This window comes from Bradyrhizobium sp. AZCC 1678 (genome assembly GCF_036924765.1).
Classification (GTDB): domain Bacteria; phylum Pseudomonadota; class Alphaproteobacteria; order Rhizobiales; family Xanthobacteraceae; genus Bradyrhizobium; species Bradyrhizobium algeriense.
In genome coordinates, this window is record NZ_JAZHSE010000001.1 from 7,030,694 (window position 1) to 7,044,365 (window position 13,672).

Here is a 13,672-nt window from a genome sequence, read left to right on the forward strand (position 1 = left end):
TCGGACGATCGAGCCGTGACGGCGCTCGCGCGTTCGTCGCAGGCCACCAACCCCGGCGCGGCGGCGCCCAATGAGGATTTTGCCGACGCGTTCGGCCGGCAACTGATCGCGGAGAATATTCTGGATTCCGGAAACTTCGATCGTGCCAGGCGTGCCGCAGCGAAGACCGGCGAGCGCTTTGACCACGTGCTTGCCAAGCTCGGGCTGGTGGCGGATGCGATCCTTCTGGACGCGCTTGCGCGTCATCTCGGCCTTGCCGTTGCGACGCCGCGCGATCTTCCTGACACGCCCATCATGCCCGAGACGGTCCGCGCGCAATTCATCCGAAGTCGCCAGGTCCTGCCGCTGGCTGCCGACCCCTCGCGTCTCATCGTTGCCACGGTCGATGCGTTTGACGACGAGCCGGCACGCGCCCTGGCCTATTTGACTGGCCGCGAGGTTTCGACGGTTCTGATTTCTTCGGGCGACTTTTCGAGCGCAGTCCAATCACTCTACGGCGAACGCGAGCATGACCCAGCAAGCCCTGCCGATCCCCACGCCGACGAGGCGAGCGAAACGGATGTCCAGAGGCTGCGCGACATCGCCAACGAAGCCCCCGTCATCCGCCTCGCCAACCAGATCATCTCCGACGCAGTAGGAGCGAAGTCATCCGACATTCACATCGAGCCTGGCATCGACGGCGTCGCGGTCCGCTACCGGGTCGATGGTCATTTGCGGCAAACACAGCTCTTGGCATCCGGCCTGCGCGCCGCCGTGACCTCGCGCATCAAGATCATGGCAAAGCTCGATATTGCAGAGCGACGCATGCCGCAGGACGGCCGCATCAAGATTCCGGTGCGCGGCGTCGACATCGATTTCCGGGTCTCGACGATTCCCACGGCTTATGGTGAAAGCGTCGTCATGCGCATTCTCGATCGCGCGCGCGTCGAACTCGATTTCGTGAAACTTGGCTTCGACGCCGGCAGGATCGCCATGCTCGAAGGGCTAATGGATCAACCGAACGGCATCGTGCTGGTGACCGGGCCAACCGGATCCGGCAAGACCACGACGCTCTATGCGGCCCTGAAACGCCTCAACCGGCCGAACGTGAAGGTGTTCACCGTTGAGGATCCGATCGAATACCAGATCGGGGGCATCAATCAAGTTCAGGTTCATCCGGCGATCGGGCTCGACTTTCCGCACGCGTTGCGGTCGATCCTTCGCCAAGACCCCGACATTGTCATGATCGGCGAGATCCGCGATCTCGAAACCGCTCGCATCGCGATCCAGGCCTCGTTGACCGGTCATCTCGTCTTTTCTACCTTGCACACCAACAGCGCGGCCGCGACGATCACACGACTGATCGACATGGGCGTCGAAAATTATCTTCTCGCCTCGACGGTCAACGGCATTTTAGCGCAGCGGCTGGTACGGCGGCTGTGCCCGCACTGTGCCCTGCCGCATCCGAACGCTGCGCAGTGGCGGCAGCGAATGGAACGGGAGATTCCCGGATCTGGCAACGCCCGCGACATCACTGTGCTCGCGCCCGGCGGCTGCGACGCCTGTGAAAGCACCGGCTTTTCGGGGCGAACCACCATCGCAGAGGTGCTGGCCATGAACGACGACGCCCGGGGGCTAGTGCTCGGCGGGGCTCCGGATTCAGAGCTCGAAGCTGCCGCCCGCCGTAGCGGCATGACGACGATGTATGAGGACGGCATCGACAAGGTCAGCCGCGGGCTGACGACGATCGAGGAAGTCCTGAGGGCAACGCGGATGGCGCCATGACCCAACGCGCGCGGAACTATCGCTATAGCGCCTACACGCGGGCCGGAAGCCTGACCGAAGGACGCCTGCAGGCAAGCACTCTCGATGAGGCCATCGAGACGCTGTGGGGACGAGGCCTCACGCCATTCGAGACCCTTGAGGACAGCGCGCCGGGCACCGCTCGCTGGTGGCGGCGCGATTTTCTCTCGCCACACAAGGCGTCGCCGCGAGATGTCGCTGCTTTCACCCGGGAGTTCGCAACGCTTGTCCAATCCGGCATCGCGATAGATGACGCACTTCGCATCGTCGCCGAGCAATCGGGCACCGGACGCATGCGCCCGGTGGTCGCTGGCGTGCTCGATCTGGTCCTCGATGGCGCGCATCTCTCGGATGCGATGGCCCATCATCCGGAAGCGTTTCAGGACGACTATGTCAGCATGACGCGAGCCGGAGAGGTCAGCGGTGATCTGGCCAAGGTGTTCGGGGAACTCGCGGACCTGCTGGAGCGCCGCCAGGAGCTCGCCGGCAAGGTCACGTCGGCGCTGGTATATCCTTGCGTGCTGATCGTGTTGGCGGTCGTGTCAGTCGGCGTCGTCGTCGCCGTTCTCGTCCCGGGTCTCGCGCCGATCTTTGCGCAGAGCGGCAGGCCCATGCCACCGATGATCGCTTTCATCGTCCGCTGCGAACAATCCTGGCCAACGATCGCGATGTCCGGCGTCGCAATCGCGATCTGTATGCTCGCGATCGGCGGAGCTTTATCGCGCTCCGAATCCCTGCGGCTTGCCGCCGACCGCATTCTGCTTGGCCTTCCGCTGGCCGGTACGCTGAGCGCCGAACAGAACCTCGCCCGTTTCGCCAGGACGCTTGGATCGCTGCTGCGCGCCGGCGTTCCGATGCTGGCCGCGCAGACCTCCGCCGGCTCGGTCGTCCGCAACCGCCACATTGCCTCCGGCCTCGCCGCCGCGCTGGAAATCGTTCGCGACGGCCGAAGTCTCAGTCAGGCGCTGTCCGGACGCCCCGGCGTTGCGCCGGTCGCGTTGCGGATGATCGCGGTCGGCGAGGAAACCGGCAAGCTCAGCCAAATGCTATTGCGAATCGCCGTCATCTTGGAGCAGCAAAGCCAGCGCCGCATCGAGCGCCTGATGACGCTACTCACCCCAGCTCTGACCATTGCGATTGCCGGCCTCGTCGGCGCGCTGATCTTCACGGTGATGAATGCGATTCTCTCCGTCAACGAACTGGCGGTGCGATGAGGACCCAAACGACAGGATCGTCGACCGACCCGCACCATTTGGCCGGTTTTACGCTGATCGAAATGCTCGTCGTCCTGGCGATTCTCGCGCTGGGGTCGGTACTCGCCTTGCCCGCCTTGCGCCCCCCACCTGACGATCTGCGCCTCGAGGCAGCGGCGCGAACGGTGACGAGCGCGCTTCGCCTCTCGCGCACCCGGGCGATCGCTGTCAATGCAGACGTCGTGCTGACGATCGACGCCGGCCGCAGGCTGCTCGAATCTTCGGCAGTGTCTGCAATCCACATTGATCCGGAAATCTCGATCGAGATGATCCTTGCCGCGCCAGAACGGAGGGCGCGCAGCATAGGCGCTATCCGTTTTTTTGCCGACGGCACGTCAAGTGGCGGCGACATCGTGCTCGCGCTTGGCGCGCGGCGCGCGCGCATTCTGGTTAACTGGCTGACGGGCCAAGCACGTCTGGATCTTGCCGGCGTCGGATCGTTATGACTGGAAAATGCGTGATCCGCCGAGGACGCAAGCAGCGGCACGGCATTGCTGCAGAGCAAGCCGGTTTCACATTGATCGAGACGCTTGTCGCCTTTGCTGTGCTCGCGCTCATGCTCACCGTGCTGTTTGGCGGCCTGTCACCGCTAATGACAGGCGGACAGCGTGCTGAGGTCCTGCGCGAAGCCCTCCAGCTGGCGCAGGCGCGGCTTGACGGGCTTGGTATTGTCGAGCCGCTCGTGTCGGGCGAAAGCTCCGGCCACTTCGAGGATGGCTTCGACTGGCGTTTGCGTGTCGGGGACATGCACAGGAGTGCGCGCAGCGCCGGCTCGGGCGGCGCCTGGGTCGAAATCACGGTGTCGGCAACCGCCGGCGCAATGCTCACGCCACCTACGGTGTCCCTTATTAGTTTCAAGCTCGCGGGAGCACCGCGCACATGACGCAAGACAATCGGCGCGACGGACAGGCAGGCTTTACCTTGGTCGAGCTTCTCATCGCGCTGGCGGTGACCGCGGCGATCGCGTTCTTCGTCCTCGGCGGGCTGGATTTTTCCCGGCGTGCCTGGGAGATTAGCCGCGGCCGCGAAGGCGCCGAGGAAGTCGACGCGGCGATGACCCAGTTGCGGGGACTGCTGGCGCGAACAACGCCGGCGATGGCCATCGACGAAGGCGATCGCATCGCCCGTGTCCTGTTCGAGGGCCACGAACACCGACTCACATTCGTGACGTTGAGCGAGGCAACAGCGTTCCCGGGCGGATCGATGCGCGTCCGCCTGTACTGGGACAACGCCTCTGACGCCCGCGGCCGAGGCACCCTCATGCTGCGTACAGCGGTGTACCGGAGCAACCCACGCCTGGTCGTCGACGCTCAGCCAATCGTCCTGGTGCGCGATGTGGTCCGACTGTCGCTGCGTTACTTCGGCGTGATCGAAACCGGCAGGGCTCCGCAATGGCTAAGCGATTGGCCAAGCCTCCGGGGCACGCCTCAGCTCGTTTTGGTCCAGGTCGAAGTCGCGACCAACGGCCGCCCCCTCCACCGCGTTCTTCAAGTGCCACTGCGCGTCGCAGCCGCGAACTGACGGATAGCCATCCATGCCTGCAGACCTCGCATCCGGCGCCGCATTCGGTCTCTTGCTCCTGCTCGCAATGTTTGCGGCCATCGTCGATCTGCGCTGGATGATCATCCCGAATTCGATCACGCTGGCACTCGCGCTGTCCGGCTTGGTTGCAGCGTTGCTGCTGCCATCGCGAAACATCGTTGAGGCTTTGTTTGGCGTTCTGATCGGCGGGGGCGGCGCCTACGTGTTGCGCGTTGCACATCGGCGGCTGCGGGGCATCGAAGGGCTCGGGCTGGGGGACGTGAAGTTCGTCGCTGCAGGCGGCGCCTGGGACCGGGCTCAACGGTCTGCCGGCCTTCCTGCTGGTCGCCGCCCTCTGCGGCCTCGGCTACGTCGCGCTGCGTGTGGTGTTGCGGCGGCCTTTAGCGGAAGACGAGCGAATTCCTTTTGCGCCGTTCCTTGCCAGCGGCCTAATCACGATCGGTACGCATCAAATAGCAGGAAGCTCATCGGTCTGTGATCTTCTGCTGTTGCATTGACTCTTGCTCAACACGGCTGCCACCCATTCTCGCCGCCGGGACGGCGGGCGGCAGCATCGAGGCGTGCCGCGAAGCGGGTGCCGCCCCGCCGCCATTCGCGCACCACGTCCGGCGGTTCGCCCGCCGCCAACTCGATGATGGCCTCCTGGACAAACGAACCGCCGGCCGGCATGCGAATCTCCGCGCGAACGAGAAAGCTGCGACTCGTCGATGGCGACAGCAACTCCGGAGGCAGGACAGCAATATCGGCCCCTCCCTCGCCGCCCTCAAGCCGAGCCACTCGGGCGGGTTCATCGCCGGCCAGGGCAGCGAGCAGCGCCGGCGCCGCGACACGCGGATCCACGCCGGGCTTGCGCGAATAGACTGTCACGTAAGGCAGGATCGCGCGCAACAAATCGGGCCGCATGCCAATGACCTGGTCAAGTTCCAGGACGCTCTCGAACGGAGCTTTCTTCGGCCCGTAAGCGCGGCCTTCCGTCGCGTAAGCGGCAAACACGACATCGTCGAGAACGGCGTTACGTGAGGTCCGGGAGAATTCGGCGATCGCTGCCGCCAGGCGGTCAGATTCGTCTAATCCGGCGCCAAAGCCACGCAACAGCGCGGACATCAGCTTCGGCGAGGCCGTATTGAGGTCGGCTTTGCCACCTTCGTCCTCGACGGCGAGCGCCGCTAGGGCCCCGCCTGGCATGGCGCAAACAAGCGGCGCACCGTTAGTCGCAAACCGAAACCCGCTCGCCGAACCGCCGCCCATCGCCGAAATCAGCTCGACCCTGACTAGATTGACGCCGGCCTCGGCGAGCGCTTCCGCCCTGGCGCTCACAATCAGGTTCGCGGTCGCCAGGATGCGAAAGCGCTCAGCCGTCATCACGGTGATTGCGATCAGGGAAATCAGGCCCAATCCCCAGATTACCAGCACGAGGGCGAAGCCGCTCTCGCCCGCATGGTCGCGATTCGACTGGCTCAGCGGCAACCTCATCGATCAACCTTCATCAGTTCAGCGTGAAGCACGTTCGTTTGAGCGGCATCGCAATTCTACGCGGCCGAATTGCCGGGTAGATTTCCCGAATAACGCTCCCGAGATTGTCATAGGATCATGACACGGTCACCGGTGGCGGAACCAGTTGTGCCCTGCTGCGAGACATAGCAGGGCACGCCCGGGGGCGCTGAGACCGCCGATTGCCGCAATGATCAGATAGCGAAACCTTCGCGTCGTGATTGTCTCCCTTCGAGGGACACAGTGCAGCAGTGATCATATGCGCGATCATCGTGCTTTCGTTTTATTTTTGAAGATATATTCAACAACCGCTTGGGAGCACCGCAACGAGCGCTGCCACGGCGAAAGGAAATGATGGAAAGCAGTTGAGACGTGCACGACGAGCCATCCAACAATTTCGCGTGCACCTCTTGTAGGACATCATAGAGACCTCTCCCGGAGCCCGCCATGTCCTTGCGTTCTTCCAGAAGGTGCCACCATGTCTGGTTTGTCCTGGGCGTAGAAGCGGTTGGCGCAGACGCAGGTCTGGCCCATGTTGCGATATTTCGAGACGATGGCGCCCTTGACGGCGGCGTCGATATCGGCGTCAGCTGGGCAAGGCAATCAAGTGCCGCCTCACGAATGTCCGAAAAACCGAAGCGTGTACATGGCAACTGTTTGTACGTCACGCCAACGTAATCCCGAGTCAGTGAGCGTTCTTGTAGGAGCCGATCACACCGCTGAACAAATTATTTCGCCTGGCAACGAGCCATTTCCTCCGCAAGCTCCACGACTGCGGATTTCAACCTGCGATCTTTCAAGCTCTCAAAAGCCTCGACAAGGCGCAATAGGTGGCGGTCCGTGAGCTGATCGAGCGAGCGAGCAGACTTCTTTTGCCTGCCATCCGCCGGGAAGTCAGTGAAAAATGTGTCGATTGAAACCTTGAACAGCTTAGCCAGCTCAAACAGCTGGCTTGCGCTGATCCGGCTGATTCCCTGTTCGTACTTTTGAATCTGTTGAAACGTCAACTTGAGATGTCCAGCGACATCGTTCTGCGACACCTTCTGCCGCAAGCGTAGATTTCGAATACGCCTGCCGACAACGATGTCGATCGCCTTACTCTCGTTAACTCCCACACAATTCTCCTCAATTTAAAAATAAACTATCACAAATTGCCTTGCTTCACAACGGTCGACCAAATGACGAGATTCCAAACGGATGATCCCTCGCATTCCATTGTAAGGCAATCCAGAGTCCGTACGAGACAAACTTCCTTCGGTGCACAAACTTCCGCAAGTTGCCTTCGGCTCAAACGTCGCCGGAAGGACGTGGGCCGCGCTGCGGCACTGATCACGTGAACTGCGAGCACTTCGCTTCAAGTGACATCGAAGTTTCGCATAAACGCCATAATTGTTATATACTTCCATTTCGCACACAGGTAGAATGCCACCTAGGCACAAAATCGTTGCGGACGGGGATCCATTCGGGCGCTTTCAGGTCAATTGAACAATGGAGTCGGCCCAGTTGACGAGTATTTGTCGACTGCCTGCGATCGAGCGAGCAGCAGCCTGAATCACGCGCTGAGCAATGCAACTAAACAAAACGCAACTGAGCAAAAACGATTGGGAACAACTCACCATCTGTCTTCGGACAGCGCGAATAAAGAGAGTAGAAGCGTCGTGCCTAATCTCCAGCATCTAACCGAACTGCTACGATCGCTTGCCGAGGTAAAGATCCAAGCAGCGAAGATCCGACAATTCGAACCGGATATATTTGTTGATCTGGTCGACCGGGCCATCCATGAAGTAGGGCGGCAGCTGCATCACAAGAAAGACAACAGTAGAACGAAATAGCGTTCCTGCCGCTGCCGGGCATCAGCGTGCGGCCCCTCGCAGAACGGGACGGCTGTAGCAATAAAGCCGCCCAACCGGAATGCTCTCAGCGCGAATACAGCCCCAGACGCTGAGTCCGGTCCAGTTGGACAGCCGAAGCGCAGCACTGGCGTCGGTCAGTTGGCGTTCCGCGCGGCCCACGAGCGACGCGGCGTTAAAGCAGCCTTTGCATTCCTGGCGCACCACGCCGTCACGCATTTCGCATAGTACTTCTCGTACTCTGGCACGTCATAGATCTCTGCGTCAGACCTTGCCTTCAACGCCGTAACACGATTGAGATAAGGAAAAAACGCTTCCATTTGCGTCACACTTCTCCGAAGAGAGTCGCTCATGGCTTCTTTCATCATTGGCTTGTACAGGCGCTCGTAGGTGCCCAGAGGGACGAACGGCGGCACATCTAGCCGCTCGACACCGTGACGTGCGCGAAAGTCGTTCAGCACGCTCACCGTGATGTTCAGTACCGCCTTCAGTTCCGGGGATTTGTCCAGACCAGCGCACATCAGAATCTTGCCGCTTAACTTTTCCTGGAACGCTGCATCCCTTATTGCGCGAGAAACGACGTCCACCGGAACGATATCAATGACGGCCGTCGGCTCGCCCACGATCGCAGGCGCGAGACCTAGCGCTATCTGCCTGAGCACCTGATAGAGGCCATTGAACCGCGAAACCTGTCCATTCTCCTCGCTACCAATTACGAGGCTCGGCCTCACAATACAGAACGGGAGTTGCGCCTGAGCGACATAGCCTTCCCCACGAGCTTTCGAGTACTCGTAAGTGTTGTTGTAATAGCCGCCGCCAAAAGCCAGCTTTGGCGCCTTGTCCGTGTGGTCATAAGAGTCCACGAATGCGGTCGAAACGTAAACAAGCCGGCGAAGTTTTGTAGCAAAACGCCTGCTGAGCTCAATCAGGTTAGCGGTGGTCTCGGCGTTTGCCGCCATCGCCTGGTCTACAGGCTGGTTCCAGCGTATGTCCGCTGCCATATGAATTATGTGCGTGACATCGCCAAAGAGCGTCTTGGCTTCTGATGGTGACGGTCGCCAATCCATCAAATCGGCCCTCAATGCGGTCACCCCCGCGGGAAGCGCCTCCTGATCCTTCCGAGAAATTGCCACGATCCTTGCGCCGGCCAATGATCCAGCTAACAGCTCGATCACTTCTGCCCCTACCGCACCCGTTCCACCAGTAACCAGGATCGTCATATCACCACCACCCCAAGTACGGACACTCCACGCTTAGGCGCCCTTCCAGTAGCCGGACAACGCCGAAGGCAAGCCGAGTGCGGCCAGAAGTCTCTCCCAATCACGAACAAAGCGAATGAACAGCATCGGTCCTTCAGGAGAACGCAGAAGCTTGGGATCCTGAACCGAGAGCATCTGTTCAAGCTCACGAACCTTCTCTTTGAGGTCCGCAACGATTGCCAATTTCTGATCGTGTGTAACGGCACCAAAGGCAGACTGAGCCGCGGAAAGCACCTCTCGCGCAATCGCCGCATCCACGTCGGAGATTGGATCAAAGTTGATGTAGTCAAACTCGCTCGAAAAATCGATCGAATCCGCCCCCTTGTTCAGACCGAGGATGGAAAGGTAGTGCAGGAGCGCCAGCCGCAAGCAGTACGCCGCTTCGTGCAACTGCCCTGCGGCCAACGTCCCCTCAACATCCTCCACCGCGGCCTGCAAATGGATCAATATCCGGGCCAATCCGCGAGCATGAAAATTGACCCACCGACGCGGGTCCACCAGTTTAGCCATGGATGACGCCTCCCGCAGCAACAGCGTTCACAGAAAGCCAGCACATGCCGTGTTGATAGAGCTCCATGACGTCCCGTTCCGGCGCGTCGTTGATTGAGCCAGCAGCTACGATCCCAGTCTTCGAATCAAACGAACGCAACTCGGCCGGCTCGAACAGCAGCCCCTTCATTCCCCATTGACTGACCAACCTCCCTGTTGGCGCGTCGAGGATTTCAGTCTGCTTCGCCAAGCGTAACACGTACTGATACTCGTAGTCCGGCACGTCCTTCAGCAGCAGTTCGCACTCTTGATCCAGCCGCTTGTACTTTGCCAGATCATCAGCGTCCGACATCGTAGGATCGAACACTCTTTCGTATGAGCCGAGCAATCTCTCGTCATTGAGCCGCCTCAGCTTCTGGCCTATCCATTTCCTGTGGAAGTAAATCTCTCCCCGTTCAACCGCGCATTTGTGCAATGCTGTGAGTAGAGCGTCTCCCATGCGTATCGACGCAAGAAGCGGGCTCCGGCTTACCGTCCAGCGGGCAGCGAGCCGGCAACGCAAAGCTTCGGTGTGCCACCAGCTCACCAGGCTTTGCCGCAGCCAATCCTCACCAAGCGTTTGGAGAACTTCCTTCCACTGTTCGGTAACGATCAACGGATAACTCGCCTGGAGCCGGGTCGCCAATTTGAACCCGCGCACGAACTTCTGCCAGCGCGGAGGATCGAGCGGCTCCTGCAGCGGCCACTTGCTAGATTGAATCAAATGAATATTGCTTCTGACGTCGTCCGCGTCGTAGTACTCGGTGTCGACCTTCAGATTGCTTGGGAATGACATGATCGGCAAATCCGACAGCGACTTGTTCCTGACGACGACGATCAAATCCACATCGCTCATCGAATTGCCTAACCCTGCCAGGATCGATCCCGTCGCCAGCACAAGTTCGGGCGTTCCAAACACCTCCTCCACTTCGGACAACAGCTTCTCCGGCGTATAGTCATTCTTCCCGAGAAAGGAGCTGAGATACCCTCTTGCTTTCGTGACCTGATCCTCTCTCATTCTTTCACCGCGACATTGAGGGATCGAAGCATGACACGCGCATTGTCAGACAACGCGCGTACGGCGATTGGATTGAGCATATCGCGCAGCATCGGAATGCCGATTTCGAATTCGATCTGAAGCAGGGCCTCGGTGCGTCCGTTTTCAAGTGGCCTGAGAAGCCAGTATCCTCGGAGCATTTCCAGATCGCCCTGCAACTGTTCATAGGTGATCCTGTACTCCTCCGGCTTTCGCTCCTCGGTCTCGGTCCACCTCAAGATGCTGCCCTTCAACTCCACTTCCCACTCGACAATCGACTCGTGGCCTTTGCTCGACAGTACCTTTACTGCCCTCACCGGCTCCATGAGCTTCGGATATGCTTCCAGGTCGCAGATCAACTTCCAGACCTGCTCTACCGAACTGTTCAAGGTTTCCTGTACGTCAATTTTGGGCATGTTCGCTTATCCGCTTGTCAGAGATCCTGGCTGGTAAGATGCGCGGCTGCTTCAAGCGCCTGGTCGGCGAACTCCACTTCGTCATCCGTTAGAATGGCGGGAGGCGTTATTCGAACAACATGAGGAGTGGTCAGACAAGGCGTGACCAGTACCTGGCGACGAAGACAATTCCGTATCAAGAGCGCGGAGACATCGGGGCGACGGCAGTGGAGGCCGAGCATTAGCCCGCGACCACTGACATGGCCGAACAGCGTCGGCCAGCGCGAAGCAAGATCGATCAGCCTCGTCCGGATTTTCGCACCGAGATCGGCCGCGCGCTGCACAATCCTTTCCGATTGGATGGCCTCGAGTGCGCTTACAACCGCTGCCGCAGCGAGTGGATTACCCCCGAATGTCGAGCTGTGAACGATTGGATCGCGATCGTAAGGCCCGAAACATTCGGTCCTTGCGACCACAGCGGAGACGGGCATCACCCCGCCTCCAAGCGCTTTTCCGGAAAGCAGGATATCTGGCACAACGCCGGCGGCCTGTGACGCCCACATCGTGCCGCACCTTCCGAGTCCGCACTGGATTTCGTCGAAGATCAGAAGGGTTCCGGTCTCGTCACATGTTGATCTAAGCGCTCGCAGGAATTCCGGCGCGATCTCGTAGACTCCGCCTTCTCCCTGGACCGGCTCCACAAAGATTGCCGCCGGCTTTGACGATCGTATTGCCGCAACGGCCGCGGTTATGTCCGACCGGCTCACGGCTTGCGTGAACGGCAGTAGCGGTACGAATGGACGTCTGAACAGCTCCGCGTCAGTAAGGGATAACGCGCCGAAGGTTTTTCCGTGATAGGATTTTTCCAGGTGCAGAAGCAATGGGCGCCCCGTTGCGGCGCGCGCCAGTTTCGCCGCAGCTTCAGTGGCTTCGGCTCCTGAATTAAGGAGCATCACTTTTGGCGACTTCATCGGAACCACCGCCGTCAAGGCTGCGCATGCCGCCGCAAGGGCCTCATTCGGAAAAGCGCGAGAGCTTCCCGGCAGTGTGTTCAACTGCGCCGACACTCCACCAATGACTCGCGGGTGACGGTGCCCGAGCAGGAATACGGCGTAAGATCCGAGGTCCAGGTACTTTAATCCCGATGAAACCGTAACCCACGCCCCCGCCCCCGATACTTCGATGTCCCGTGCGCCGGTCACCTCGAACAGAAAGCTCCGTCCGGTGGATCCGTGCGATCGAAGAACCTGGTGCACCTCACTCGCATTCATCGCCGATCGCCTCACACGATTCGTGCTGGTTCCGTTTACTCAGAAAGCTCAAACGAGAAGGGCAATCCCAACATCCACTTCCCAAGCATCTGTCGCGACGCCAGCCGGGTTGGCGGATGAAATCCAATCGCATTGACGTCACGCAACAGCCGCGCAAGCAGCCCGTCTTTCGCGTATGCTCTGCCCCCGACCATTTCCATCGCCTGGGCGACAATGCGACTGCACCGATCTATCGACGACTGCTTGACACTTAGTGCGAGCGGCAACAGCTTCGTCGCGCCCGCGTGATCGTGATCGTACCGGCTGGCCAATCCAAAACACGCGCATTCAAGGGCCGTCAGGTCTGCCACCAGATCGCCGAGCCACCCCTGGTGTGATGAATTCTTGTCCCGCTTGACACCAAGATGTGACAGATGCGAGGAGCGCAGAAGCTCCGACGCCACGGCGAGCGCGCTATGCGCAAGGCCCACATAGGTCGAGGTGGAGAGCAGGCAGAACCAGCATATCGAAGCAGCGAAGACCGGATCATCACCCGATCCGGGCACACATCGATGAAACACCAGATCATTCGGAACAAAGCAGTCTTTCAGGATGATTGTATTGGATTCGGACGCGCGCATTCCTAAAGCGTTCCACGAGTATTCGACATGAACACCCGACGCCACGCTCGGTATCAGCGCGACTATCAGACGATCTGGCCGATCTTCGTTTGTTTCCATTTGAAGACAGATCAGGTCAGATCGACCGGCGAGCGAGCACGGAACCTTTTTACCTGACACAACATAGCCGCCCTTGCTCGGAACGGCGGTACAGGTGGAACGAAGCACGCTTCCCCCCAACGAGGGCTCCGCGAAAGCCGAAGCAACAACGCGATTTTGGGTGGCTATCGCCTCCATTAAAACCCAGGAAAGATCGCGATGTCTGCGCCAATGTTCGAGCAGCACGCCTACAGTAAACAGGTGCATGTTGAGACCGATTGCCAGTCCCGCATTCGCTGCACCAAGTCTCATCTGAATGGCGCAGCACTCCACCATTCCTGCGCCTGCTCCTCCGAACTCCTTCGGGATCGGAAACCCGAGATAGCCAACGCGACGCAGCAACTCGATGTCACTGGCCGGTATCTCGCCGCCGAGATCCGCTCCGGCAGCACGCGACCGTATTTCTTCCAAGCACTCCCGTGAAATGAGCTCGTCAGTCGACGGCCAGATTGCGCTGCTATCGATTCGATTTGACATTGTTATCACGTCAGCGCGTCCGGCAAACTC

General features: G+C 59.9%; 14 protein-coding genes and 1 pseudogene. 6 read left to right on the plus strand and 9 right to left on the minus strand.

The genetic code is table 11. The annotated features are described in order from the left end of the window. Window positions 1–15: 15 nt before the first annotated feature. The 6 genes from V1294_RS33595 to V1294_RS33620 are packed head-to-tail and all read left to right on the plus strand — an operon-like array spanning window position 16 to window position 5,055. Window positions 16–1,764 carry a GspE/PulE family protein gene (locus V1294_RS33595; protein WP_334503292.1) on the plus strand — a complete coding sequence of 583 codons (1,749 nt, stop codon included), beginning with the start codon at window positions 16–18 and terminating at the stop codon, window positions 1,762–1,764. Next, entirely contained in the window at window positions 1,761–2,996 is a 1,236-nt protein-coding gene (locus V1294_RS33600; RefSeq protein ID WP_334503294.1) for a type II secretion system F family protein, read from the plus strand. The genes V1294_RS33595 and V1294_RS33600 overlap by 4 nt, the downstream gene beginning before the upstream one ends. 38 nt (window positions 2,997–3,034) lie before the next feature. Next, window positions 3,035–3,481, plus strand: coding sequence for a GspH/FimT family pseudopilin (locus V1294_RS33605; protein ID WP_334503297.1), 447 nt, complete (start codon window positions 3,035–3,037; stop codon window positions 3,479–3,481). Between the two features lie 11 nt (window positions 3,482–3,492). Continuing rightward, window positions 3,493–3,918 carry a type IV pilus modification PilV family protein gene (locus tag V1294_RS33610; protein ID WP_334503299.1) on the plus strand — a complete coding sequence of 142 codons (426 nt, stop codon included), beginning with the start codon at window positions 3,493–3,495 and terminating at the stop codon, window positions 3,916–3,918. Next, window positions 3,915–4,556, plus strand: coding sequence for a prepilin-type N-terminal cleavage/methylation domain-containing protein (locus V1294_RS33615; protein WP_334503302.1), 642 nt, complete (start codon window positions 3,915–3,917; stop codon window positions 4,554–4,556). Before V1294_RS33610 ends, V1294_RS33615 begins: the two co-directional genes overlap by 4 nt. Window positions 4,557–4,569: 13 nt before the next feature. Next, a complete protein-coding gene (locus V1294_RS33620) occupies window positions 4,570–5,055 on the plus strand; it encodes an A24 family peptidase (RefSeq protein WP_334503305.1) in 486 nt (161 codons plus the stop codon). Window positions 5,056–5,081: 26 nt separating this feature from the next. Here V1294_RS33620 and V1294_RS33625 read toward each other — a convergent pair whose 3' ends face one another. From V1294_RS33625 to V1294_RS33665, 9 genes and pseudogenes are all read right to left on the minus strand, one after another. Then, a complete protein-coding gene (locus tag V1294_RS33625) occupies window positions 5,082–6,050 on the minus strand; it encodes a general secretion pathway protein GspK (RefSeq protein ID WP_334503307.1) in 969 nt (322 codons plus the stop codon). 504 nt (window positions 6,051–6,554) lie between these two features. Next, window positions 6,555–6,656 (minus strand): annotated as a pseudogene (locus tag V1294_RS38160) (aldehyde dehydrogenase family protein); the annotation flags it as partial. A gap of 140 nt (window positions 6,657–6,796) precedes the next feature. After that, complete coding sequence (locus V1294_RS33635) at window positions 6,797–7,183, minus strand: helix-turn-helix domain-containing protein (RefSeq protein WP_334503312.1); 387 nt, start codon at window positions 7,181–7,183, stop codon at window positions 6,797–6,799. Between the two features lie 872 nt (window positions 7,184–8,055). Next, window positions 8,056–9,138 carry an SDR family oxidoreductase gene (locus V1294_RS33640; RefSeq protein ID WP_334503314.1) on the minus strand — a complete coding sequence of 361 codons (1,083 nt, stop codon included), beginning with the start codon at window positions 9,136–9,138 and terminating at the stop codon, window positions 8,056–8,058. Between the two features lie 33 nt (window positions 9,139–9,171). Then, window positions 9,172–9,687, minus strand: coding sequence for a hypothetical protein (locus V1294_RS33645; RefSeq protein ID WP_334503316.1), 516 nt, complete (start codon window positions 9,685–9,687; stop codon window positions 9,172–9,174). After that, window positions 9,680–10,723: a hypothetical protein gene (locus tag V1294_RS33650; protein WP_334503319.1), complete on the minus strand. Its 1,044-nt coding sequence runs from the start codon at window positions 10,721–10,723 to the stop codon at window positions 9,680–9,682. The genes V1294_RS33645 and V1294_RS33650 overlap by 8 nt, the downstream gene beginning before the upstream one ends. Continuing rightward, entirely contained in the window at window positions 10,720–11,157 is a 438-nt protein-coding gene (locus tag V1294_RS33655) for a type II toxin-antitoxin system RatA family toxin (protein ID WP_334503321.1), read from the minus strand. Before V1294_RS33655 ends, V1294_RS33650 begins: the two co-directional genes overlap by 4 nt. 17 nt (window positions 11,158–11,174) lie before the next feature. Beyond that, on the minus strand, window positions 11,175–12,407 hold the full coding sequence (locus V1294_RS33660) for an aspartate aminotransferase family protein (RefSeq protein ID WP_334503324.1): 1,233 nt from the start codon (window positions 12,405–12,407) through the stop codon (window positions 11,175–11,177). 35 nt (window positions 12,408–12,442) lie between these two features. Continuing rightward, entirely contained in the window at window positions 12,443–13,642 is a 1,200-nt protein-coding gene (locus V1294_RS33665) for an acyl-CoA dehydrogenase family protein (RefSeq protein WP_334503326.1), read from the minus strand. Between the last annotated feature and the right edge of the window lie 30 nt (window positions 13,643–13,672).

Bases quoted from the DNA above. Each gene is read 5' to 3' on its own strand.
- V1294_RS33600 (WP_334503294.1), top strand. From the start codon at position 1,761: ATGACCCAACGCGCGCGGAACTATCGCTATAGCGCCTACACGCGGGCC.
- V1294_RS33615 (WP_334503302.1), top strand. From the start codon at position 3,915: ATGACGCAAGACAATCGGCGCGACGGACAGGCAGGCTTTACCTTGGTC.
- V1294_RS33620 (WP_334503305.1), top strand. From the start codon at position 4,570: ATGCCTGCAGACCTCGCATCCGGCGCCGCATTCGGTCTCTTGCTCCTG.
- V1294_RS33625 (WP_334503307.1), bottom strand. From the start codon at position 6,050: ATGAGGTTGCCGCTGAGCCAGTCGAATCGCGACCATGCGGGCGAGAGC.
- V1294_RS33640 (WP_334503314.1), bottom strand. From the start codon at position 9,138: ATGACGATCCTGGTTACTGGTGGAACGGGTGCGGTAGGGGCAGAAGTG.
- V1294_RS33645 (WP_334503316.1), bottom strand. From the start codon at position 9,687: ATGGCTAAACTGGTGGACCCGCGTCGGTGGGTCAATTTTCATGCTCGC.
- V1294_RS33650 (WP_334503319.1), bottom strand. From the start codon at position 10,723: ATGAGAGAGGATCAGGTCACGAAAGCAAGAGGGTATCTCAGCTCCTTT.
- V1294_RS33655 (WP_334503321.1), bottom strand. From the start codon at position 11,157: ATGCCCAAAATTGACGTACAGGAAACCTTGAACAGTTCGGTAGAGCAG.
- V1294_RS33660 (WP_334503324.1), bottom strand. From the start codon at position 12,407: ATGAATGCGAGTGAGGTGCACCAGGTTCTTCGATCGCACGGATCCACC.
- V1294_RS33665 (WP_334503326.1), bottom strand. From the start codon at position 13,642: ATGTCAAATCGAATCGATAGCAGCGCAATCTGGCCGTCGACTGACGAG.